Origin of the sequence: Pseudoroseomonas cervicalis (assembly GCF_030818485.1) — a bacterium.
Taxonomy (GTDB): Bacteria; Pseudomonadota; Alphaproteobacteria; order Acetobacterales; family Acetobacteraceae; genus Pseudoroseomonas; species Pseudoroseomonas cervicalis_A.
The window spans coordinates 3,482,171-3,501,642 of the sequence record NZ_JAUTAJ010000004.1 but is presented as its reverse complement, the minus strand read 5'-3'; the positions used below and the strand labels follow the sequence as shown (position 1 = coordinate 3,501,642).

General features: G+C 74.5%; 21 protein-coding genes. 10 read left to right on the top strand and 11 right to left on the bottom strand.

Features of this window, described 5'->3' with window-relative positions; genetic code table 11:
* Positions 1 to 23: 23 nt before the first annotated feature.
* Positions 24 to 980, top strand: coding sequence for a hydrogen peroxide-inducible genes activator (locus QE401_RS20450; protein ID WP_307139940.1), 957 nt, complete (start codon positions 24 to 26; stop codon positions 978 to 980).
* 6 nt (positions 981 to 986) lie between these two features.
* Here QE401_RS20450 and QE401_RS20445 read toward each other — a convergent pair whose 3' ends face one another.
* The 4 genes from QE401_RS20445 to QE401_RS20430 form a co-directional block, all read right to left on the bottom strand.
* Positions 987 to 1,490 (bottom strand): hypothetical protein, encoded by a 504-nt coding sequence (locus tag QE401_RS20445; RefSeq protein WP_307139939.1) that lies wholly within the window; start codon positions 1,488 to 1,490, stop codon positions 987 to 989.
* A gap of 158 nt (positions 1,491 to 1,648) precedes the next feature.
* On the bottom strand, positions 1,649 to 2,293 hold the full coding sequence (locus QE401_RS20440) for a TetR/AcrR family transcriptional regulator (RefSeq protein WP_307139938.1): 645 nt from the start codon (positions 2,291 to 2,293) through the stop codon (positions 1,649 to 1,651).
* Positions 2,294 to 2,351: 58 nt separating this feature from the next.
* Positions 2,352 to 3,452: a hypothetical protein gene (locus QE401_RS20435; protein ID WP_307139937.1), complete on the bottom strand. Its 1,101-nt coding sequence runs from the start codon at positions 3,450 to 3,452 to the stop codon at positions 2,352 to 2,354.
* Between the two features lie 111 nt (positions 3,453 to 3,563).
* Positions 3,564 to 3,926 (bottom strand): hypothetical protein, encoded by a 363-nt coding sequence (locus tag QE401_RS20430; protein ID WP_307139936.1) that lies wholly within the window; start codon positions 3,924 to 3,926, stop codon positions 3,564 to 3,566.
* Between the two features lie 247 nt (positions 3,927 to 4,173).
* On the opposite strand from QE401_RS20430, the gene QE401_RS20425 reads away from it, so the two are divergent.
* Positions 4,174 to 4,974 (top strand): hypothetical protein, encoded by an 801-nt coding sequence (locus QE401_RS20425; RefSeq protein WP_307139935.1) that lies wholly within the window; start codon positions 4,174 to 4,176, stop codon positions 4,972 to 4,974.
* On the opposite strand, the gene QE401_RS20420 is transcribed toward QE401_RS20425, so the two are convergent.
* Positions 4,959 to 5,807 carry an SDR family oxidoreductase gene (locus QE401_RS20420; RefSeq protein ID WP_307139934.1) on the bottom strand — a complete coding sequence of 283 codons (849 nt, stop codon included), beginning with the start codon at positions 5,805 to 5,807 and terminating at the stop codon, positions 4,959 to 4,961. The two genes, QE401_RS20425 and QE401_RS20420, sit on opposite strands and share 16 nt — an antisense overlap.
* A 96-nt stretch (positions 5,808 to 5,903) precedes the next feature.
* Between QE401_RS20420 and QE401_RS20415 the strand changes: the two genes are divergently transcribed.
* The gene (locus QE401_RS20415) at positions 5,904 to 6,827 is read left to right on the top strand and encodes a LysR family transcriptional regulator (RefSeq protein WP_307139933.1); all 924 of its coding nucleotides are present in this window, start codon (positions 5,904 to 5,906) and stop codon (positions 6,825 to 6,827) included.
* 3 nt (positions 6,828 to 6,830) lie between these two features.
* Here the strand turns inward: QE401_RS20415 and QE401_RS20410 are convergent, their stop codons facing one another.
* Positions 6,831 to 7,721 (bottom strand): SDR family oxidoreductase, encoded by an 891-nt coding sequence (locus QE401_RS20410; protein ID WP_307139932.1) that lies wholly within the window; start codon positions 7,719 to 7,721, stop codon positions 6,831 to 6,833.
* Between the two features lie 106 nt (positions 7,722 to 7,827).
* Between QE401_RS20410 and QE401_RS20405 the strand changes: the two genes are divergently transcribed.
* Positions 7,828 to 8,658: a helix-turn-helix transcriptional regulator gene (locus QE401_RS20405; RefSeq protein ID WP_307139931.1), complete on the top strand. Its 831-nt coding sequence runs from the start codon at positions 7,828 to 7,830 to the stop codon at positions 8,656 to 8,658.
* Between the two features lie 7 nt (positions 8,659 to 8,665).
* Here the strand turns inward: QE401_RS20405 and QE401_RS20400 are convergent, their stop codons facing one another.
* From QE401_RS20400 to QE401_RS20390, 3 genes are read right to left on the bottom strand one after another with little or no spacing between them, the layout of a single operon-like run.
* Positions 8,666 to 9,796 (bottom strand): epoxide hydrolase family protein, encoded by a 1,131-nt coding sequence (locus QE401_RS20400; RefSeq protein ID WP_307139930.1) that lies wholly within the window; start codon positions 9,794 to 9,796, stop codon positions 8,666 to 8,668.
* A complete protein-coding gene (locus tag QE401_RS20395; protein WP_307139929.1) occupies positions 9,793 to 10,845 on the bottom strand; it encodes an ankyrin repeat domain-containing protein in 1,053 nt (350 codons plus the stop codon). Before QE401_RS20395 ends, QE401_RS20400 begins: the two co-directional genes overlap by 4 nt.
* The gene (locus tag QE401_RS20390; RefSeq protein WP_307139928.1) at positions 10,842 to 11,864 is read right to left on the bottom strand and encodes a hypothetical protein; all 1,023 of its coding nucleotides are present in this window, start codon (positions 11,862 to 11,864) and stop codon (positions 10,842 to 10,844) included. The genes QE401_RS20395 and QE401_RS20390 overlap by 4 nt, the downstream gene beginning before the upstream one ends.
* A gap of 87 nt (positions 11,865 to 11,951) precedes the next feature.
* Here QE401_RS20390 and QE401_RS20385 point away from each other — a divergent pair, with 87 nt between their 5' ends.
* Positions 11,952 to 12,548, top strand: a complete 597-nt coding sequence (locus QE401_RS20385; RefSeq protein WP_307139927.1) for a TetR/AcrR family transcriptional regulator — start codon at positions 11,952 to 11,954, stop codon at positions 12,546 to 12,548.
* A 66-nt stretch (positions 12,549 to 12,614) separates the two neighbouring features.
* Here QE401_RS20385 and QE401_RS20380 read toward each other — a convergent pair whose 3' ends face one another.
* Positions 12,615 to 13,352 (bottom strand): TetR/AcrR family transcriptional regulator, encoded by a 738-nt coding sequence (locus tag QE401_RS20380; protein ID WP_307139926.1) that lies wholly within the window; start codon positions 13,350 to 13,352, stop codon positions 12,615 to 12,617.
* A 205-nt stretch (positions 13,353 to 13,557) separates the two neighbouring features.
* Here QE401_RS20380 and QE401_RS20375 point away from each other — a divergent pair, with 205 nt between their 5' ends.
* The 3 genes from QE401_RS20375 to QE401_RS20365 are packed head-to-tail and all read left to right on the top strand — an operon-like array spanning position 13,558 to position 17,998.
* Positions 13,558 to 15,720, top strand: coding sequence for a TonB-dependent siderophore receptor (locus QE401_RS20375; protein ID WP_307139924.1), 2,163 nt, complete (start codon positions 13,558 to 13,560; stop codon positions 15,718 to 15,720).
* The gene (locus QE401_RS20370; RefSeq protein ID WP_307139923.1) at positions 15,717 to 16,856 is read left to right on the top strand and encodes an ABC transporter substrate-binding protein; all 1,140 of its coding nucleotides are present in this window, start codon (positions 15,717 to 15,719) and stop codon (positions 16,854 to 16,856) included. The genes QE401_RS20375 and QE401_RS20370 overlap by 4 nt, the downstream gene beginning before the upstream one ends.
* Positions 16,857 to 16,891: 35 nt before the next feature.
* Positions 16,892 to 17,998: a siderophore-interacting protein gene (locus tag QE401_RS20365; RefSeq protein ID WP_307139922.1), complete on the top strand. Its 1,107-nt coding sequence runs from the start codon at positions 16,892 to 16,894 to the stop codon at positions 17,996 to 17,998.
* 45 nt (positions 17,999 to 18,043) lie between these two features.
* Here the strand turns inward: QE401_RS20365 and QE401_RS20360 are convergent, their stop codons facing one another.
* Positions 18,044 to 18,313 carry a Nif11-like leader peptide family natural product precursor gene (locus QE401_RS20360; RefSeq protein ID WP_307139921.1) on the bottom strand — a complete coding sequence of 90 codons (270 nt, stop codon included), beginning with the start codon at positions 18,311 to 18,313 and terminating at the stop codon, positions 18,044 to 18,046.
* A gap of 306 nt (positions 18,314 to 18,619) precedes the next feature.
* Here QE401_RS20360 and QE401_RS20355 point away from each other — a divergent pair, with 306 nt between their 5' ends.
* Together QE401_RS20355 and arsC are read left to right on the top strand one after the other, a co-directional pair.
* Positions 18,620 to 18,982: an ArsR/SmtB family transcription factor gene (locus tag QE401_RS20355; RefSeq protein ID WP_307139920.1), complete on the top strand. Its 363-nt coding sequence runs from the start codon at positions 18,620 to 18,622 to the stop codon at positions 18,980 to 18,982.
* Positions 18,970 to 19,395 (top strand): arsenate reductase (glutaredoxin), encoded by a 426-nt coding sequence (arsC, locus tag QE401_RS20350; protein WP_307139919.1) that lies wholly within the window; start codon positions 18,970 to 18,972, stop codon positions 19,393 to 19,395. The genes QE401_RS20355 and arsC overlap by 13 nt, the downstream gene beginning before the upstream one ends.
* Positions 19,396 to 19,472: the final 77 nt, after the last annotated feature.

Below are 19,472 nucleotides of genomic sequence, written 5' to 3'. Positions count from 1 at the left end.
ATAGACGGACTCTATAAGGGCGCATGCCCCGCCTGCAGCAGCTGCGCTATCTCGTCGCCATCGCCGACACGCTGAGCTTCAGCCGCGCCGCCGAGCTGTGCCACGTCACCCAGCCGACGCTGAGCATGCAGGTGAAGGAGATGGAGGAGCGGCTCGGCGCGCTGCTGGTGGAGCGCAACCGGGCGCGCGTGCTGCTGACGCCCGTCGGCGCCGAGATCGCCCGCCGCGCCCGCGGCGTGCTGGCCGAGATCGAGCATATGCGCGAGATCGCCCGCCGCGACGACCCGGAGGCGCTGCAGGGCCAGCTGCCGCTCGGCGTGGTGCAGACGGTGGGCGCCTATGTGCTCTCGGTCGCCATGCCGGCGCTGCGCCGGGCCTTCCCGCATCTGCGCATCCAGGTGCGGGAGGACCGGCGCGAGGCGCTGCCCGACAAGCTGGCCGATGGCACGCATGAGGCGCTGCTGCTGCCCGACGCGCCGCGCCATCCCGACATCGCCTCGGCCCTGCTGCTGCGCGAGCCGCTGCATGTGGTGCTGCCGGCCGAGCACCGGCTGGCGCGGCAGGCGCTGATCGAGCCCGGGCAGCTGGCCGGCGAGACCATCCTGACCATGGAGCGCGGCCACCGGCTGCACGACCCGATCGCCGCGCTGTGCGAGCGGGTGGGCGCCCGGCACGCGCAGGATTATGCCGGCACCACCCTGGACACGCTGCGGCTGATGGTGGCGACCGGCATGGGCATCACCCTGCTGCCGGCGCTCTATGTCCGCTCCGACGTGCTGCGGGAGACGCTGGTGGTGGCCCGGCCGCTCGCCTCCGGCGCGCCGGTGCGCGAGCTGACCCTGGCCTGGCGCAGCAGCTCGCCGCGGCAGCGCAGCTATGCGCTGCTGGCGGCGACCATCGCGGAGTGCATCGCCCCCTGGGGGCTGCCGGCGGATGGCAAGGGGCGGGCCGGCATCCCGACCGGCCTGCCGCCCGCCTGAGCCGCCTCACCCCAGGCGCGGCGCGCCGGGCCCGGCGGGGGGTGCAGCGGCGCGGCTGCGGCGCAGCAGCACCCAGCCCCCCGCCAGCAGCACCAGGCCGAGCAGCAGATAGGGCAGGCTCAGCAGCGTGACGAAGAAGGCGGCGGTGGCCCCGTCGCGATCGGCGCCCGGGTTCAGCATCTTGCCCAGCGCGCCGGTGACCACCAGCATGACCGGCCCGTAGAGCAGCGCGGCGGCGCCCAGCAGCACGCAGCCCCAGCCGAGCCGGCGCCGTGTCTCGGCCATGCGCGCCAGCCAGAGGGTGACCAGCGTGGCGACCGCGATCTGCACCAGCACGACCAGCGCCGGCACCAGCGGCCCCGACAGATCCGGCCCGTCCGGCCCGCCGGCGCCGGGGGAGAACAGCGCCAGCAGCGCGCTCAGCGCCGGCACCGCCAGCCCGCCCAGCGCCCAGCCGGCCAGCAGGCCGAAGGCGGCGCTGATCAGCCAGCGCGACAGGGACGGGCTCATCGCGGCGCGGCCGGCAGGGCGGGGCAAAGGGCGGCGCGGGTCATGGCTCGATCCTCCTGGCGCCGGGCCCGGATCGGGCACGGCGCTTCAGGCCGCTAACACCCGCCCCGCCCCCGCTCAACGCAAAAATTCGACACCGGCCAATTTCCGCCGCGCCCTCAGGCGCCGCCGCCGGGGGCACCGCCGGGAACACCCATGGGGACACCGAGGGGAGCCCCGGCCATGGCCAGGCAGTCGCGCACCCGCTCCAGCGCCAGCGCCACCGGCTCCTCCTGCCCCATCAGCCGGAAGCTGCCATTCAGATCGAAGACGCAATGCCCGTGCACGATGGCGATCAGCGAGCGCGCCAGGCGCGGCGCCGCTGCCGCCGCGGCGGGCGGCAGCACCCGCAGCAGTTCGGCCACCACCAGCTCGGTCAGCTCGCCGCGCAGCCAGTCCTGCTCCTCCGGCATCGCCCAGTCGGGCGGCAGGTGGTGCTCATGGATCGCCCGCCAGCAATGCCGGTTGTCCCGGGCGAAATCGAAATAGCCCTGGACCAGGGTGGCGATGCGGTCCTCGCCGCCGCGCTCCAGCGCCGCGCGCAGGAAGCCGGTCCAGAGCCGGAAGCTGCGCGTGTTGACGGCCAGCAGGAAGGCGTCGTGGCTGCCGAAGACATTGTAGACGGTGCCGACGGAATAGCCGATGCGCTTGGCCACCTCGCGCGCCGAGAAGCGGGCGAAGCCGACCTCGGCCATGTGCCGGTGGCCCTCGGCCACCAGCATCTGCCTCAGCTCGTCGCGGCTGTGATCGGAACGGCGCCCCATGCCGCGCCTATAAGGGGTGCGCCACGCCGCCCGGAAGAGGGTTCAAGCGGGGCGCCGCTCAGCGGATGTCGAGCGGCGTCGGGTCGCGCCGCTGCAGCGCCTGCCACAGCCGGTCCAGCGCCGGGTTGGCGGCGCCCGGCGCCGTCCCCTGGGCCGTCCCCGCGGCGATGCGCAGCGCGGCGGCGCAGCCGCCCTCCCCCGCCACCGTCCGGCCGGTGATCGCCGCCGGCAGCGGGGCCGGGGCGCCGGGCGTGGCCCAGCCCTCCCAGCCGGCGCGGAAGCGGGCGATCGCCGCCTCGGCCAGGGCGCAATCCGGATAGGCCAGGGCGATCACCAGCACCGGCCGGCCGGCCTCGTCCAGATCGGCCAGCAGGCCCTGGCGATAGGGCGGCAGACCCTCGCCCGGCGCCGCCCGCGGCGCGGCGCCCTGCAGGCCCAGCGCCTGGGCCGGGTCGCCGGCCTGCAGCGTCAGCGACGGGGAGAACAGCACCGCCTGCACGATGCGCCCCGCGCCGCGCTGCGCGTCCAGCCCGGCCAGCGCCAGGCGGGGCGCGGTGGCGGCCGCGGCACTCGGCCCCTCGCCGGGGCCGGAGAGCTGCTGCACCGCCTGCAGCCCGGCCGCCTGCACCAGCCGGTCGCCCTGCCGCTGCACATGCGAGGGGCCGGAGCGCAGGCCGCGCCAGGGATTGCGCATCCGCTGCATCACGTTGATCGGGCCGGGATCGGCGAGCAGCCCGGGCTCGACCTCGGTGAAGCCGGCCTGGCGCAGCCGCGCCATCACCGCCTCCGCCCCCGCCGCGTCGCGCAGCCGCCAGAGCACCGCGACCTCATCCACCATGGCCAGGCTGCGCAGCCCGGCCAGCTTCGTGCCGGCGGCCTCTTCCCACTCCGCCAGGCCGGCGCTGCCCAGGGCGCGCAGCGGCACCATCTCCGCCACCGGCCCGACGCGGCGCAGCACGCTGTCCGCCCCCTCCACCGGGCCGAGCGAGAGCAGCACCGCCACATCCAGGAAGCGCGCCTGCACCGGCGCCGGGTTGTCCGCCACCAGGGCGGGCAGCTGTTCCAGCATCTCCCGCACCGGGTTCGGCGCGGCGGGCTGCGCCCTGGCGGCCCCGGTGAGGGCCAGCAGGCAGGCGGCGAACAGGGCGATGCTTCTCACGCGCGGCGTCTCCTCACGATCCGGTCCGCCCCGCTATAGGCCGGAATTGAACAGTGAGCAGAAACACGCTGGCGTGACGCGGCCGGCCTCTCCGGCCTGTGACGGCGCGGCCTAGCGCAGCCCGGCCCGCGCTTCGCGCAGCGCGTCATGCGCCGCCTGCAGCGCCGCCAGCGCGGCGGTGGCGTGGCGCCGGCCGGCCTGATCCTCGGCCTCGATCTCGTCCATCATCTCGGTGGCGGATTCGATGCCGGCGGCCAGCTCGCCCTGCATCTCCTCCAGCCGCTCCTGCAGTTCGGCGCGGCGCTCCTCGCTGGCGCCCTCCGCCCAGGCCCGCACCATGGTCTCCACCTCGCGGCGCAGCCGGTCGGGGGGCGAGGGCTTGCTGGCCAGCTCGGCCAGGCGCTGCAGCGCGGGGCGGGTGCGGATCGGCGCGGTGGCCGGGTTGGCCGGGGCTCGGCTGGGCTTCCTGGCCATCGGGTCTCTCCATGGGGGTGGCCCGGCCGGGAAGGCCCGGCGCAGCATGCCGGGAGGCGGGGGATCGCCCCCCGCCGGGACCGTCCCCCTGCATTAGGGGCGCGACCCTGCCCTGGCAATGGCGCCCCGCGCCGGCCCGCCCGGCGGCGGCGGCCATCACAGCCGCGCGCGGCCGCGCCAGGGCCCTGGCCGGCGCCCGGCCAGGGTGTAGAGAGGGCGGACCATCGCCCGAGGGAGGATCCGCCCGATGCCCAGCCCGCTGCTCGCCGCCCTGCTCGCGGCCCAGGCGCTCGCCGCCGGCCCGGCGCCGCTGCGCGTCGCGGCGCCGGAGGGCGACCGGCTGCTGCCGCTGCTGCCGGCCACGGCCGGGCAGCCCGGCGGCTGCACCCGGGATGGGCGCTGGTGCGTCACCCTCTCCGAACCGGACGAGGCCGGGGAGGTCCGGCCGGTGCTGCAGCAGGCCGGGCCGGGCGCGGCGGGCGAGGCCGCGCCGCCCGCGCCGGAGGCGGAATCCGGCTTTGGCGAGCCTTCCTACACCCCCTGGCCCGCCCTGATCCTGCTGGCCGAGGGCGGCGCCCTGGCCGGGGTGCAGCGGGAGGAGCGCAGCGCCTATTCCGGCGGCGGCGGCAGCGGCAGCACGCTGCTGCTGTTCCATATCCCCGCAGGCGGCAGCGCCGGCCCGAAGCCGGTGCTGGAAGTGCCGCTGCGCGGCGCGCTGCTGATCCGCGCCTGTTTCGACGAGCGCGATCAGCGCCGCCGCCGCGGCGCCTGCCATGACGAATACGGCTTCTCCGCCACCCTGTCGCTGGCCCCCGGGCGCAGCGAGGGGCGCCCGGCGCTGCGCTACAGCAGTGAGGCCTGGGCCTTCCCGCGCGGCGTCTCGCGCGAGGCGGATTCGACGGCGATGCGCCCGCTGCGCCAGGCCGATCTGGTGCGCGAGCGCGATGCGCGCTGCAGCGTCACCCGGCAGTTCCGCTACGAGGCGGCGTCCGGCGCCTATCGCCCCGACACGCCGCTGCCGGATTGCTCGGCCTATACGGTGCCCTGAGCCTCCGCCGCCCGGTCGGCGGAGAAGGCGATGGCGCGCTGCGCGCGCAGCGCCGCCAGCCGGCGCTCCAGCGCCGCCTCGATGCTGGCATAGGCGGTGCTGCCGAGTGCCAGGCGCAGCGGCGGCTCCGCCGCCATGGCGGCGTCGAGCATGGCGCGGGCGGTGCGCGCCGCATCGCCGCGGATCTCGAAGCTGCCCTCGGCGATGGCGCGGCGCACCGCGCCGGCCGGAGTGCCGGCATAGACCTCCATCGGCGCCGCCTGGTCCAGCGCCGCGCCGAAGCCGGTGCCGGTCGGCCCCGGCTCGGCGATGATGATATCGATGCCGAAGGGCGCCACCTCCTGCGCCACCGATTCCAGGAAGCCCTCGATGCCCCATTTGCTGGCGTGATAGAGGCTGAAGCTCGGATAGGCGATCTGCCCGCCCTCCGACGAGACCTGCAGGATGCGGCCGCCGCCCTGGGCGCGCAGCACCGGCAGCACGGCGCGCACCAGCCGGATCGAGCCCAGCAGGTTGGTCGCCATCTGCCGCTCGATCTGCGCCTCGGTCACCTCCTCGGCGGCACCGAACAGCCCGTAGCCGGCATTGCTGACCACCACGTCGATCCGGCCGAAATGGCGCAGCGCCTCGGCCACCGCGCGGCCGATGCTCTCCGGCTCGGCGAGGTCGAGGAAGAGCGGCAGCAGCGCCGCGCCATGGCGCCGCTGCAGATCCTCGAGCGCCTGTGGGCGGCGGGCGGTGCCGGCCACGCGCTCGCCGCGTTCCAGCAGCTGCTCCGCCATCTCGCGGCCGAGGCCGGAGGAGGCGCCGGTGATGAACCAGATGCGGGACATGATGATCTCCTTGCGCTGTCGCTGCCGCAGATGGCATCCGGCCATTGACCGGATAACCCATCCAGTGCGGCATGGGGCGGTGAGGAGATTTCACCAATGCCGCGACCGACCCTGAACGAGCTGGCCGCCTTCTCCGCCATCGCCCGCCAGCGCAGCTTCCGCAAGGCGGCGGACACGCTGGGTGTCTCGCGCTCCGCCCTCAGCCACGCGCTGGGCGGGCTGGAGCAGTCGCTGGGGCTGCGGCTGCTGCACCGGACCACCCGCAGCGTCTCCCCCACCGAGGCCGGGGCGCGGCTGCTGGAGCGGCTGGAGCCGGTGCTGCGCGAGCTGGACGCCGCGCTGGACGGGCTGGCCGAGGCGGGTGCGGCGCCCGCCGGCCCGTTGCGCATCAACGCCAATCGCAGCGGCGCCGCCTGGCTGCTGCGCCATGTCGTGCCGGATTTCCTGGCGCGCCACCCGGCGGTGGAGCTGGACCTGGTGTCGGAGGGGCGGCTGGTCGACATCGTCGAGCACGGCTTCGATGCCGGGGTGCGGCTGGCGGAATCGGTGCCGGCCGACATGATCGCGGTGCCGCTGGGCGGCGAGGTGCGCTTCCTGGCCGTCGCCGCGCCAAGCTATCTGGCGGCCCAGCCGCCGATCGCGGCGCCGGAGGATCTGCGGCACCATCGCTGCATCCGCCAGCGCCTGCCCAGCGGCAAGCGCTATCGCTGGGAGTTCAGCCGGCACGGCCAGGACATCGCGCTCGACGTGCCGGGCAGCCTGACGCTCGACGACAATGATCTGATGGTGCGGGCGGCCTCGGACGGGCTCGGCATCGCCTATGTGCCGGAGCCCTTCGCGGCGGACGCCCTGCGCGAGGGGCGGCTGGTCCCGGTGCTGGAGGCCTGGTGCCCGCCGATCCCCGGCCTGGTGCTGTACTATCCGGGGCGGCGGCATGTGCCGGCGGCGCTGCGCGCCTTCATCGACGCGCTGCGCGCGGTGCAGCGCGCCCGGGGCCCGGGCCGGGGCCCCGGCCGCTGACCTTCAGGCCTCCTCCAGCTCCAGCGCGGCGAGGTCGGAGAGCAGATCCGGCCCCGTCGGCTGCCAGCCCAGCGCCGCCCGGGTGAGCGCGCTGGAGGCCGCCATGTCGCGGCCGGCGAAGAGCGACAGCCAGCCGAAATGCGCCGCCGCCGCCTCGCCCTCCAGCGACACCACGGGCAGGCCGAGGCGCTGCCCGATCGTGGCGGCGATGGCGTGGAAGGGCACGGTTTCCTCCGCCGTGGCATGGTAGCGGGCGCCGGGCCGCGCCGCCTCCAGCGCCAGGCGGTAGAGCCGGGCGGTGTCGGAGACATGCGCCGCCGACCAGCCATTCCGCCCCGCGCCCAGCTGCGCCGAGACGCCGCTGCGCCGCGCCAGGGCGATCATCTCGGTCACCAGCCCCTGCCTGCGCCTGTCATGGATCTGCGAGAGGCGCACCACCGAGACATTCACCCCCTGCTCCAGCACCGCCTGCGCCGCCAGTTCGGAGGCGACGCGCGGAGTGCGGTGGCCCGTGTCGAAATGATCCTCCACCGCCGGGGCGCCATCCTTCATGCCCATCGGCGTCGCCGAGGTGATGACCAGCGGCCGGTCGGAGCCCAGCAGCGCCGCGCCCATGGCGCGGATCGCCCGGTCGTCGCGTTGGCAATTCTCCACATAGTTCGTGAAGTCGTGGTCGAAGGCGGTGTGGATGACGGCATCCGAGCGCGCCACGCCGTCGCGCAGGCTGTCCGGATCGTCGATATCGCCGAAATGCGGCTCGGCGCCGGCGGCGCGCAGCCGGGCGGCGCCGGCCTCGGACCGGGTCAGGCCCAGCACCCGGTGCCCGGCCGCCTGCAATTCGGGGAGGATGCGCGCGCCGATGAAGCCGGTGGCGCCGGTCAGGAAGATGCGCATGGGAATGTCCTCTGTCGCTTGGCGCGACAGCCCTATCCCCGGCCCCGTATCCTGTTAAAGTAGTGACCTTATCCTGGTATGATGCCTACCCGGCGCGGAGGGGGCGATGGCGGAGGAGAACCGGCTGGGGCGCTATCTGCGCGACCGGCGCCGGCGGCTGGACCCGGCGGCCTTCGGCTTTCCCGCCGAGCGCCGCCGCACCCCCGGCCTGCGGCGGGAGGAGGTAGCGCAGCGCGCCAGCATCAGCCCCACCTGGTACACCTGGCTGGAGCAGGGCCGCGGCGGCGCGCCCTCGGCCGATGTGCTGGACCGGCTGGCGCGCGGGCTGATGCTGACCGAGCCGGAGCGCGAGCATCTGTTCATGCTGGGCCTCGGCCGGCCGCCCACGGTGCGCTACCGCCCGGTGGAGGGGGTGACGCCGCGGCTGCAGCGCGTGCTGGATTCGATGGAGACCAGCGCGGCGATCATCAAGACGGCGCTGTGGGACGTGGTCGCCTGGAACCGCGCCGCCGCCGCGCTGCTGACCGATTACGCGCGGCTGCCGCGCGAGCAGCGCAACATCCTGCGGCTGATGTTCGGCCCGGCGCGGATGCGCGACAAACAGGCGGATTGGCAGAGCGTGGCGCGCTTCATCGTCGGCGCCTTCCGCGCCGATCTCGCCCGCGCCGGCGCCGCGGCCAGCGCCGAGGCGGCGCGCCTGGTCGAGGAATTGCAGCAGACCAGCGCGGAATTCGCCGCCCTCTGGCAGGACCAGGAGGTGGTCGCGGCGGGCGAGGGGCTGAAGCGCATCCGCCACCCGGTGGCCGGGCTGCTGGAGCTGGAATTCTCCGCCTTCGCCGTCGATGGCCGGCCGGAACTCGGCATGGTGGTCTACAACCCCGCCTCCGCCGCCGATGCCGAGCGGGTGCGCCGGCTGATCGCGGCGCAGCCGGGCTGAGGGCGGCTCAGGCCGGCCCTGCGCGCAGCTTGCGGAAGCAGGCGCGCAGCTCCCCGGCAAACAGCTGCGGCACTTCCCAGGCCGGGTAATGCCCGCCCTTCGGCACCTCGTTGTAGTAGGCGAGCGTCGGGTAGCGTTCCTGCACCCAGCGGCGGCTGGTCTCGTGGATGTCGCGCGGGAACTGGCTGTAGCCGACCGGCACGGCGATCTCGTGCTCGCGGAAGCGGCGCATGCTCTGCCAGTAGATGCGCGCCGAGCTGGCGGCGGTGTTGCTCAGCCAGTAGAGGCTGATGGTGTCGAGCAGCGCGTCGCGGCCGATCAATTCCTCGGCGTCGCCATCGGTGTATTTCTCGATCAGCTCATAGAGCCAGGCGGCCTGGCCGACCGGGGAATCGGCCAGGGCGTAGCCGATGGTCTGCGGGCTCTGGATCTGCTGCAGCTGGTAGCCATTCTCATGCTCGGCGAAGTGGCGCAGCCGGCGCAGCGCCTTCTCCTCCTGCGCATCCTGCGGCTGCATGCCTTCGAAGATCGGGAACATGCTGAAATGCACGCCGCGCACCGCCGGCGCGCCGATGCCGCCCAGCGCGTTGGTCACCGCATAGCCCCAATCGCCGCCCTGCGCGACGAAGCGCTCATAGCCGAGCCGGCGCATCAGCTCGACCCAGAGGCGCGCCACACGCTCCGGCGACCAGTCGGCGGTCGCCGAGGACAGGCCGAAATTCGGCAGGGTCGGCAGCACGACATGGAAGGCATCGGCCGGATCGCCGCCATGGGCGCGCGGATCGGCCAGCAGCGGCGCCACCGCCAGATATTCCACCACCGAGCTGGACCAGCCATGCGTCAGCACCAGCGGCAGCGCATCGGGCTCGGGCGAGGGCCGGTGCAGGAAATGGATGTCGAGCCCGTCGATGGTGGTGGTGGACGGGTTCAGCGCGTTCAGCCGCGCCTCGCCGGCGCGCCAATCATAGCCGTTGCGCCAATACTCCATCAGGGCGCGCAGCCGGTCGAGCTTCACCCCCTGGCTCCAATCCGGCACCGTCTCCGCATCCGGCCAGCGGGTGCGGGCCAGGCGTTCGCGCAGATCGGCCAGAGCGGCATCGGGGAAGGCGAAGGGCTGCGGTCGGATGCTGTCGGTCATGGCGTTTCCCTGTTTTCTTCCGTCGCGTCTTGCGCAGGCGTGGCATCACGATCCTCGGCCAGCAGCGCGGCGAGGTCGTGCTGTCCCTGGCGCAGCGCCAGCTCGCGCGGGGTGCGGCCGGTATGGTCGCGCAGGTCGCGCCGCGCGCCGGCCTCGAGCAGCGCGCGCGCCACTTCGGCATGGCCCTGCCAGACGGCGTCGTGCAGCGCGGTCATGCCATTATAGGCGCCCTGCACATCGCGCCCGGCCAGCGCCAGGCCCTGCGCCGCCGCATGCCCGGCCAGCAGCCGGACGATGCCGGCATGGCCGAAATAGGCGGCGTCATGCAGCGCCATGCCACCCATCAGCCCGATCAGGCGCCGCGGATCGGCGCCCGCCTGCAGCAGCATCCGCGCGATCCCGACATGCCCCTCGCGCGCGGCGAGGCCGAGCGGCGTGTAGCGGTCGTCCACGCTGCCGGTCACCGGCAGGCTGGCATCGGGCGGCGCGCCGGCCTCGATCAGCCGCGCCACCGCCGCCTCGTCTCCGGCTTTGGCAGCGGCGGCCAGCGGCTGCGCGGCGACGGACGCGGCCAGCGTGTTTTCCTGTTCCTCCAGCAAGGCCAGCAGCGCCGTCTGCCCGCTGGCAGCGGCGAGGCCGCGCGCCGTCTGCCCCCAGTGATTGGCGATGCCGGTCCGCGCGCCCTGCCGCAGCAGCACCCGCACCACCGCCGCCTGCCCGTGCAGCACGGCGTCGATCAGCGCCGTGTTGCCGAGGCCCGGCGTCTGCTGGTCGATGAAGGCGCCATGCCGCAGCAGCAGCGCGGCGATGTCCGGATCGCCCGATTGCGCCGCCTTGTGCAGGGCGGTGGCGCCCATGCGCGGCTCGATGGCGCGCGGGTCGGCGCCGGCGGCCAGCAAGGTCTCGGCCAGGTGGTAATGGCCGAGCCCGGCGGCGATCATCAGCGGGGTCAGCCCCTCCGGGTCGCGCGCCTCCAGCGCCGCGCCGGCGCGCAGCAGGTCGAGGGCCCGCGCCGCATCGCCGGCGCGGATCGCGGCGGCGAGGCTCATGCGGCACCGAGATCGACGAGCTGGCCGCCGATCGCGTCGAAGCGCGCGAAATAGCGCTCCGGCTCCAGCAGCTGATAGGGCAGGTAGAGGCCGGGCGGCGTCGCCGGCCTGCCATCCAGCCCGGCCAGACGCTCCAGCAGCAGCGCCACGCCGAGCCCGGTCAGCGGCATCTGCCCCTCCGGGTGGATCACCGCATGGCGGCTGCGCAGCGGGCGGCCCTGAGGGTCCTCTCCCTCCAGCTCCAGGATGATCTCGGTGGAGGCGGGCCCGCCACGGCGGCGGCTGGAGCTGGTGCCGATGGCCAGGCGGAAATCGAGATCCGGCACCCCGGTCGCCGCCGCCAGCCCGATCACGTCATTGACCGAGAAGGCCATGGCCGCGACCTCCGTGCCATCGGCGGCGCGGAAGCTCGTTTCCAGGGCCTCGCCATGGTGCCAGGCGAAGGCGCCGTCGCGGCGGTACAGCGCCGCCGGCATGACGGCGTTCTGCCGGCTGAAATCGGCATCGCCCGCCGGGCCGGCGCCGTCCTGCTCATCCAGCAGCGCGCCGATCATCACCCGCTCCAGCCGGCCGAAGCGCTGCGCCAGCCTCAGCACCGGCAGGGTGGTGGCGCCGACCAGCCATTCGGTGCCCAGCACCACCGCCGAAGCCTGCGGCCGGTGGGTGTGCAGGGCGATCTCCGGCCCGATCTCGAACAGGCCGAGCGAGATGCTGAGATGCGGCACGCCGCGCGCCTGGGCGAAGCGCAGCGTGGCCAGGCGCGGATCGGCGAACAGCACCGCCACGGCGCCGACCGCCCGCCCGCCCAGGCCGAGATCGGCGGCCGCGAGGTCGACCGCCACCGCCTCCGCCCCGCCGATGGCGGCGGCGGCGTCGCGCGCCCTGGCCAGGTCGCGGCCGCCGAGCAGGATCGGCAGGTCCGGATGCGCCTGGCGCAGGTGGCGGGCGGTCCAGCGCCCGACGGCGCCGGAGCCGCCGACCAGCAGGATGGGATCTGGCGGGATGGGGGCGGGCGTCATTGATGGGGGTCCTCCGCTTCGGCTAACAGGCCGGGTGCTGCAGACCCAACTAAGCTACCATTGGTAGGTTTCAAGGTGGACGCTGACATGTCCCTGAGCGAAGCACCCGCCGCGCCGCGGCGCCGGCTGTCCCAGGCGGCGCGGCACCGGCAGCTGCTGGAGACGGCGCTGGCGATCATCCGCGAGGAGGGGGCGGACCGGCTGACGCTCGGCCATCTGGCGGCGCGCGCCGGGGTGTCGAAGCCGGTGGCCTATGACCATTTCGGCACCCGCTCGGCCCTGCTGATCGAGCTGTACCGGATGATCGACCTGGAGCGGGTGAACGGCTTCCGCGACGCCATGCGCGCGGCCCCGCGCGGCCGTGCCGAGACGCTGCGCCTGCTGGCCGAGGCCTTCATCGACTGCGCCGCCGACACCACGGGCGAGTTCCACGCGGTGGGCGCGGCACTCGCCGGCAGCGAGGAGAAGGCGGCGGTGCTGCAGGAGCTGCAGGACCATTGCGCGCGGATGTTCGTGGCCGTGCTGCAGCCGCATGCGGCGCAGCCTGAGGCGGCTCTGGCGCGGCGCTGCGTCGGGCTGGTGGCGGCGGGCGAGGCGCTGGCGGCGGCGCTGGTGCAGGGCCGCTACAGCCGGGAGGAGGCGATCGACGCCTTCGCGGCGCTGCTGGAGGGCGCGCTGGCCTGAGCCGGCGCGCCGCCGCGCCCCGCCCGCCCCGCGGGCGCCCCCTTCGGCATCCCCTGCCGGCGCGCGCTATCCCCGCCCGGCCGCGCCATGCAGGAACAGCTCCCACATCTGCGCGAAATAGCGCTCCTGCGCGGCCTCGGTGGCGTAGGTCGCGCGGCCCAGCATCGCCTCATTGGTCGGCCCGTAGACGATGCTGTGCAGCAGGTGCTGCGCCAGCGGCTGCGGCGGGCCGGCCCGCAGCGCCCCGTCGCGCTGCGCCTCGGCCACCGCGCGCACCAGCTCCTCCAGGATCGGGTCGGCGGCCTCCGCCGCCTGGCGCTCGGCGCCGAACACCATGCCCTCGGTGAAGGCGATGCGGCGATAGGCCAGCAGCTCGGCATCCAGGTTGAGGGTGAGGAACAGCCGCGCCAGCTGCCGCAGCCGCGCCAGGGCGGGGGTGCCGGGGCCGGGCGGCGCGATCTCGGTCCGCAGCCGCAGCAGGACGCGCGCGCGCAGCCGCTCCAGCACCGCGCCGAACAGCGCGGCCTTGGAGGGGAAGCGGCGATACAGCGTGTCCTTGCCGGCATTGCAGGCGGCCGCCACCTGCTCCATCGAGGTGGCGGTGAAGCCCTGGCTGGCGAAGAGCTGCGCCGCGGCGTCGATGATCCGGCCGGACATCTCGGCGGCCTCGCCCTTGGAGGGGCGGCCGGTGCGGGCGCGCGGGGCGGGCTGGCCGCTCATCGGGCCCGCGCGGCGGCGACGCCCCGGCCCGTCGCCCGGCCCGCCATCCCGCCCGGCCTGCCCCGGCACATCCTCCCCATGCATCGCTCCTTCCCTGCGCCGCCGGCCGCGGGCGGCCCCGTCCGGCGCCTCTCCCATGCCGGAGGCTTCCCGTCAGCCGCTTGCCGTGGTCAATATGGAAAAACTGGACGCACCTGTCCCGTTTACCGTATAAGCCGCCCCCGACTCGCGAATGATAACCATTCGCATGAATCGCCCGCGCGATCGGCGGGAGCGGAGAAGGCAGGGAATGAGCGAAGCAAGGGGCGCGCAGCGGCGCGCCATGCTGCTGGCATCGGTGGCCATGGTGGCGCTCGCCGCCACGGCCCGGGCACAACAGGCGCCGGCGGCGCCGATCCTGCTGCCGGAGATCGCGGTGGAAGGCCTGCGCGGCCGCACCGGCGAAAGCTATCTGGAAGGCAGCACGACCAGCGCCACCAAGACCGACAGCCCGGCGGCGGAAACCCCGCATTCGGTCAGCACTGTCACCCGCCGGCAGCTGGACGACCAGAACGCGCAGAGCGGCCGCGACGCGCTGGCCTATACCCCGGGCGTGCTGGCCGGCATCGAGACCACCTCGCGCTACGACAGTATTTTCATGCGCGGCTTCGGCGGCTTCGGCACCTCGACCAATGTGGTGGATTTCCTGGACGGGCTGCGGCTGCCGCGCGGCCAGGCCTTCGCCCTGCCCGCCATCGATCCCTTCCTGATCGACAGCCTCGACGTGCTGCGCGGCCCGGCCGCGGTGCTGTATGGCCAGACCAATCCGGGCGGGCTGGTCAACCAGATCAGCCGCGCCCCCAGCGCCCGCCCCTATAACGAGGTGCGGCTCGAGGCCGGCAGCCATGGCCGGGCGCAGGCGGGGCTGACCAGCCAGGGCGCGCTCGATGCCGAGGGCGTCTGGCAATACAGCGTCAGCGGCATCGGCCGCCGCGCCGACACGCAGTATGACAAGGTCGAGGAGCAGCGCATCGCCATCGCGCCGGCGATCGCCTGGCAGCCCAGCGCCGCGACGCGGCTGACCCTGCAGGGCTTCTACCAGCACGATCCCGAGGGCGGCTATTTCAACTCGATCTACGCCCGCGGCCTGGCCGCGCCGGGGATCGGCCGCTACCTGGACCGCAGGCTGAATGTCGGCGACCCGTCCTTCGACCGCTACGACCGCACGCAATACGCGCTGGGCTACACGCTGGAGCACCGCGTGAACGAGGCCGTCAGCGTCACCTCGAAGCTGCGCTACTCGGCGATCGACCTCGATTTCCAGAGCCTGCAGATGGCCGGCCCCGTCAGCGCCGCCGGGCTGATGCCGCGCCAGGCGCTGCGCTCGCTGGAGCAGGTGGACGGCATCGCCGCCGACAACAGCGCGCAGATCGATTTCACCACCGGCGCGGTGGCGCACCGCGCGCTGCTCGGCTTCGACCTGCAGCGCTCGGTCAGCTCCTGGGAGTATCGCTACGGCACCGCCGCCTCGCTCGACGTCACCGCGCCGCGCTACGGCCTTCCCGTCGGCGCGCTGACGCGCATCATCGACAGCCGGCAGACGCTGCAGCAGCTGGGCGTCTATCTGCAGGACCAGATGAGCCTCGGGAATTTCCGCCTGCTGCTCGGCGCGCGGCATGACTGGACCGAGCAGCGCACCGACAACCGCCTGGCCGGCACCAGCAGCGACCAGTCGAGCCGTTCGCCCAGCTACCGCGCCGGGCTGCTCTACCGCTTCGACAACGGCCTCTCCCCCTATGTCAGCTACGCCACCTCCTTCGAGCCGGTGGTGGGCGTGGACGCCGCCGGCCGCGCCTTCCGCCCGACCGAGGGGCGGCAATGGGAGGCCGGTGTCAAATACGAGCCCTCCTTCATCAACGCGATGCTCACCGCCGCGCTGTTCGAGATCCGGCAGGAGAACGGGCTGACCCCCGGCGCCATCCCCGGCTTCCAGGTGCAGCAGGGCGAGATCCGCTCGCGCGGGGTGGAGCTGGAGGCGCGCGGCCGCATCGCCCGCGGGCTGGAGCTGATCGGCAGCCTGACGCTGCTGGACACCGAGGTGACGCGCTCCACCAACAGCGCCGCGCTGGGCAAGCGGCCGCAGGCGGCACCGGATTATTACGGCTCGGTCTGGGCCAGCTACGGCATCGAGGAGGGCGCGCTGGACGGGCTGACGCTCGGCGCCGGGCTGCGCGTCGTCGGCAGCAGCTATGGCGACGACGCCAACACGGTGCGCGCCGGCGGCTACACGCTGGTCGACCTGGCGGCGCGCTACGAGCTGGGCAAGCTCGCCCCCGCCCTGGCCGGTGCGCAGGCGACGCTGAACGTCACCAACCTGTTCGACCGCGACTACTACGCCAGCTGCAGCTCCACCTATTACTGCCAGTACGGCAATGGCGCGCGGGTCCTGGGCGGCCTGCGCTACCGCTGGTGAGCGCGCCCGCCCGGCGGCTCGGCCGCCGCCAGCTCGCCGCGCTGCTGGCAGCGCCCGCCCTCCTCGCCGCCGCGCCGCGGGACGGGCTGTCGGTCACCGACATGCTCGGCCGGCGGGTGGCGCTGCCGCGCCCGCCGCGCCGCATCCTGCTGCTGGATGCGCGCGACATCATGAGCATGGCGCTGCTGCACCCCGATCCCGCCAGCCTGGTCGCCGGCTGGGCGGGGGCGGAGCTGCTGGACAGCGAGGCGCTGCGCCAGAGCTACGCGGCCCGCCCCGGCGGCGGCAGCCTGCCGGTGGTCGGCGGCGCCACGCCCGAATCCCGCTCGCTGGAGAGCCTCCTGGCCCTGGCGCCGGATCTGGTGGTGGCCACCGCCCAGGCCGAGCCGGATCTGGCCGGGGGCAGCCTGCTGCGCCAGCTGGCCGTCGCCGGCATCCCGGCCGTGTTCAGCAGCGCCGATGCCAACCAGCCCGATGCCGCGGGCGACGCGCTCGGCCCGATGGCGGCGCTGGAACGTTCGCTGGCGATGTGGGGCACGCTGCTCGGCGCCGAGGCGCAGGCGGAGGCCTATCTCGGCTTCGTCCGGGCGCGGCTGGCGCGCATCGCCGCGCGGCTCGCCGGCGTCGCGCCGCGCCGCGCCTATCTGGAGCTGCAATCGACCTATGACGAATGCTGCTGGGCCGCCGGCAGCCGCATCTGGGGCGCGCTGCTGGCGCTCGCCGGCGGCCGCCCGCCCGAGGCGGCGGCGGCGCGCTGGTTCGCCAGGCTCTCGCCCGAGCAGCTGATCGCCGAGGCGCCCGAGGTCTATATCGCCACCGGCGGCGCCTATGCGCCCATGATGCGCCCCGCCATCGGCCCCGGCCTGCCGCCCGGCCCGGCGCAGGACGGGCTGCGCCGCCTGGCCGCCCGGCCGGGCCTGGCGCCGCTGCCCGCCATCCGCGACCGCCGGGTGCATGGCATCTGGAGCGGGCTGGTCGCCATCCGCCCGCTCAACCTGCTCTTCGTCGAGGCCGCGGCCGGCTGGCTGCACCCCGCGCTGTTCCGCGACCTCGACCCCGGCGAGACGCTCGGCCTGATCAACACGCGTTTCCTGGCGCGGCCCCTGCCCGGCCCGCTCTGGGTGAGCCTCGCCTGATCCCGGACCCGCCCCCCTGCCCCTGGAACTTCGCCATGCCCCTCCTGCGCGCCCGCGCCAGCATCCCCTTCCCCCGCATCGCCGCCTATCTCGATCGCATCCTGGCCTCGCTGGCGGCGCATCACCTGACGCTGCAGCCAGGTCCCGGGGGCCATGCCATCGCCTCGCCGCTCGGCGGGACGGGATGGCTGCGCCCGGGGCCGGACCGGCTGGAGCTCGGCGTCGAGGCGCCGGATGGCGCCGCCTTCAACCGGCTGAAGCACGACCTGACCAGCCTGATCGACTTCGTCGCGCGGGAGGAGCGGCTGGCCATCGCCTGGACCGGCGATGCCGCCGGCGCCGTGCTGCCGCCGGATCTGCGCATCCTGACCGTGCGGCAGATCCACGACGTCACGCCCGGCCTGCGCCGCATCCGCTTCGGCGGCGAGGACCTGGCCCGCTACGACACGCCGGACCAGCTGCATTGCCGGCTGCTGTTCCAGGCCGGCGGCGCCGCCACCCCGGAATGGCCGATGCTGGATGATGGCGGGCGCGTGGTGTGGCCGGGCTCGGGCCGGCTGGCCTCGCGCATCTACACCATCCGCCGCATCGACGCGGCGGCCGGCCGGCTGGAGATCGACTTCGTGCGGCATGGCGGCGACGGGCCGGGGATGCGCTGGCTGGCCCGGGCGGCGCCGGGCGATGTGGTGGGGCTGCTCGGCCCGGCGGCGCAGGGCCCGCGGCCGGCCGCCTGGTCGCTGCTGGCCGGCGACGAGACCGGCCTGCCCGGCATCGCCCGCATCCTGGAGGGCATGCCCGCCACGGCCCGCGGCGTGGCGCTGATCGAGATCGCGGGGCCGGCGGAGGAACAGCCGCTGCGCCACCCGCCGGGCGTCGAGATCCGCTGGCTGCACCGCGACGGCGCCGCGCCGGGCAGCACGCGCCTGCTGCTGGAGGCGGCGCGCGGCCTGGCCCTGCCGGAGGCGCGGGAGGAGGCGTTCTGCTGGATCGGCGCGGAATTCGCCGCCTTCCGCGCGCTGCGCCGCCACCTGCTGCAGGAGGCGGGGCTGCCCGCCGGGCGCTGCGTCGCCTTCTCGCATTGGCGGCGCGGCATGAGCGAGGAGGATATCGCCGCCGCCGGCGCCTCCTCGATCGCGCCCTGAGGGAGGCGGCGGGCGGGGGCCGCGCCCGGGCGCGCTGGCGGGGCCTCAGCCGCCCCGGCGCACATCCCAGACCGAGACGCCCTCGCGCACCCAGCCGGAGAACAGCCCCGCGCCGCCGACCTGGTCCAGCGCCTGGTCGGACAATTCGGCGGCGGCCTCCTCCAGCTCCCGCGCGGAGATGTCGTAGCCGGCGCGCCGCAGCACCGCCGCGGCCTCCTCCGCGCTGCCGCAGCGCTGCAGCTCGGCGCCCAGCCCGTCCCGCAGGGCGGGCTGCCGCAGCGCTTCGATCAGGCGGTTCAGTTCAGGGGAGCTCATCATGTCATCCTCGCGGCCCGATGCCTGAGCCGGGTTTGGCCATGGCGGCCAGCCATAGGGGCATCGCGGGATGTCCTAGCGCAACCCGGGCAAGGCCCGATAGCGGCGCCGGCGCCGGGGCTGGACAATGGCCCCTGCGCCGCCAGCCCCCCCGGCCGGGCCCGGGACATGGGGATCGGCAGCGCTGCGATCCCTGGGACGGCGGCTCCTTCCGCCCTGGGGGATGCCCGCGGCCTTCCATGGTCCGATCGGCCGGAACGACATTGCCCGGCTTGACAGCGATCATATATCCACCATACTCGATATATGGATGATATTGAAGCGCTGGCCTGCCTGTCCGCCCTGTCGCAAGGCACGCGGCTGCAGACCTTCCGCCTGCTGGTGCGGCACGAGCCGGACGGGCTCGCCGCTGGCGAGGTCGCCCGGCAGCTCGATGTTCCGCAGAACACCATGTCGACCCATCTGGCCGTGCTGGCCCGCGCCGGGCTGCTTCGCGCCGAGCGACACAGCCGGTCCATCGTCTATCGCGCCGATCTGGGCCGCCTGCGCGGCATGATGCTGTTCCTGGTCAGGGATTGCTGCGGCGGCCGCGCCGATCTGTGCCAGCCCCTCATCGCCGACCTGCTTCCCTGCTGCCCGCCCGAGAAGGCCGCCCCATGCCCGACGTGACCATCTACCACAACCCGGCCTGCGGGACGTCCCGCAACACCCTGGCCCTGATCCGCAACAGCGGCGAGGAACCCGAAGTCATTGAATATCTGCGGACCCCGCCGAGCCGGGAGAGGCTGGCCGAGCTGATCCGGCGCATGGGCATCCCGACGCGCGAGCTTCTGCGCCAGAAGGGCACGCCCTACGAGGAACTCGGCCTTGGCGACCCGTCGCTGACCGAGGAGCAGCTGCTCGACGCGATGATGGCGCATCCCATCCTCATCAACCGGCCCATCGTGGTGACGCCGCTCGGCGTGAAGCTCTGCAGGCCATCCGAGGCGGTGCTGGACATCCTGCCGCAGCCGCAGCGCGCCGCCTTCGCCAAGGAGGACGGCGAGAAGGTCGTCGACGAGCAAGGCCGCCGCCTGATCTGAAACCGGCCCCCGCCCCTCCCCCATCCTGGCGGCGATGAGCCGCGCCGCCGGCCGCCCCCGGGCGGCGGTGGCGCCGC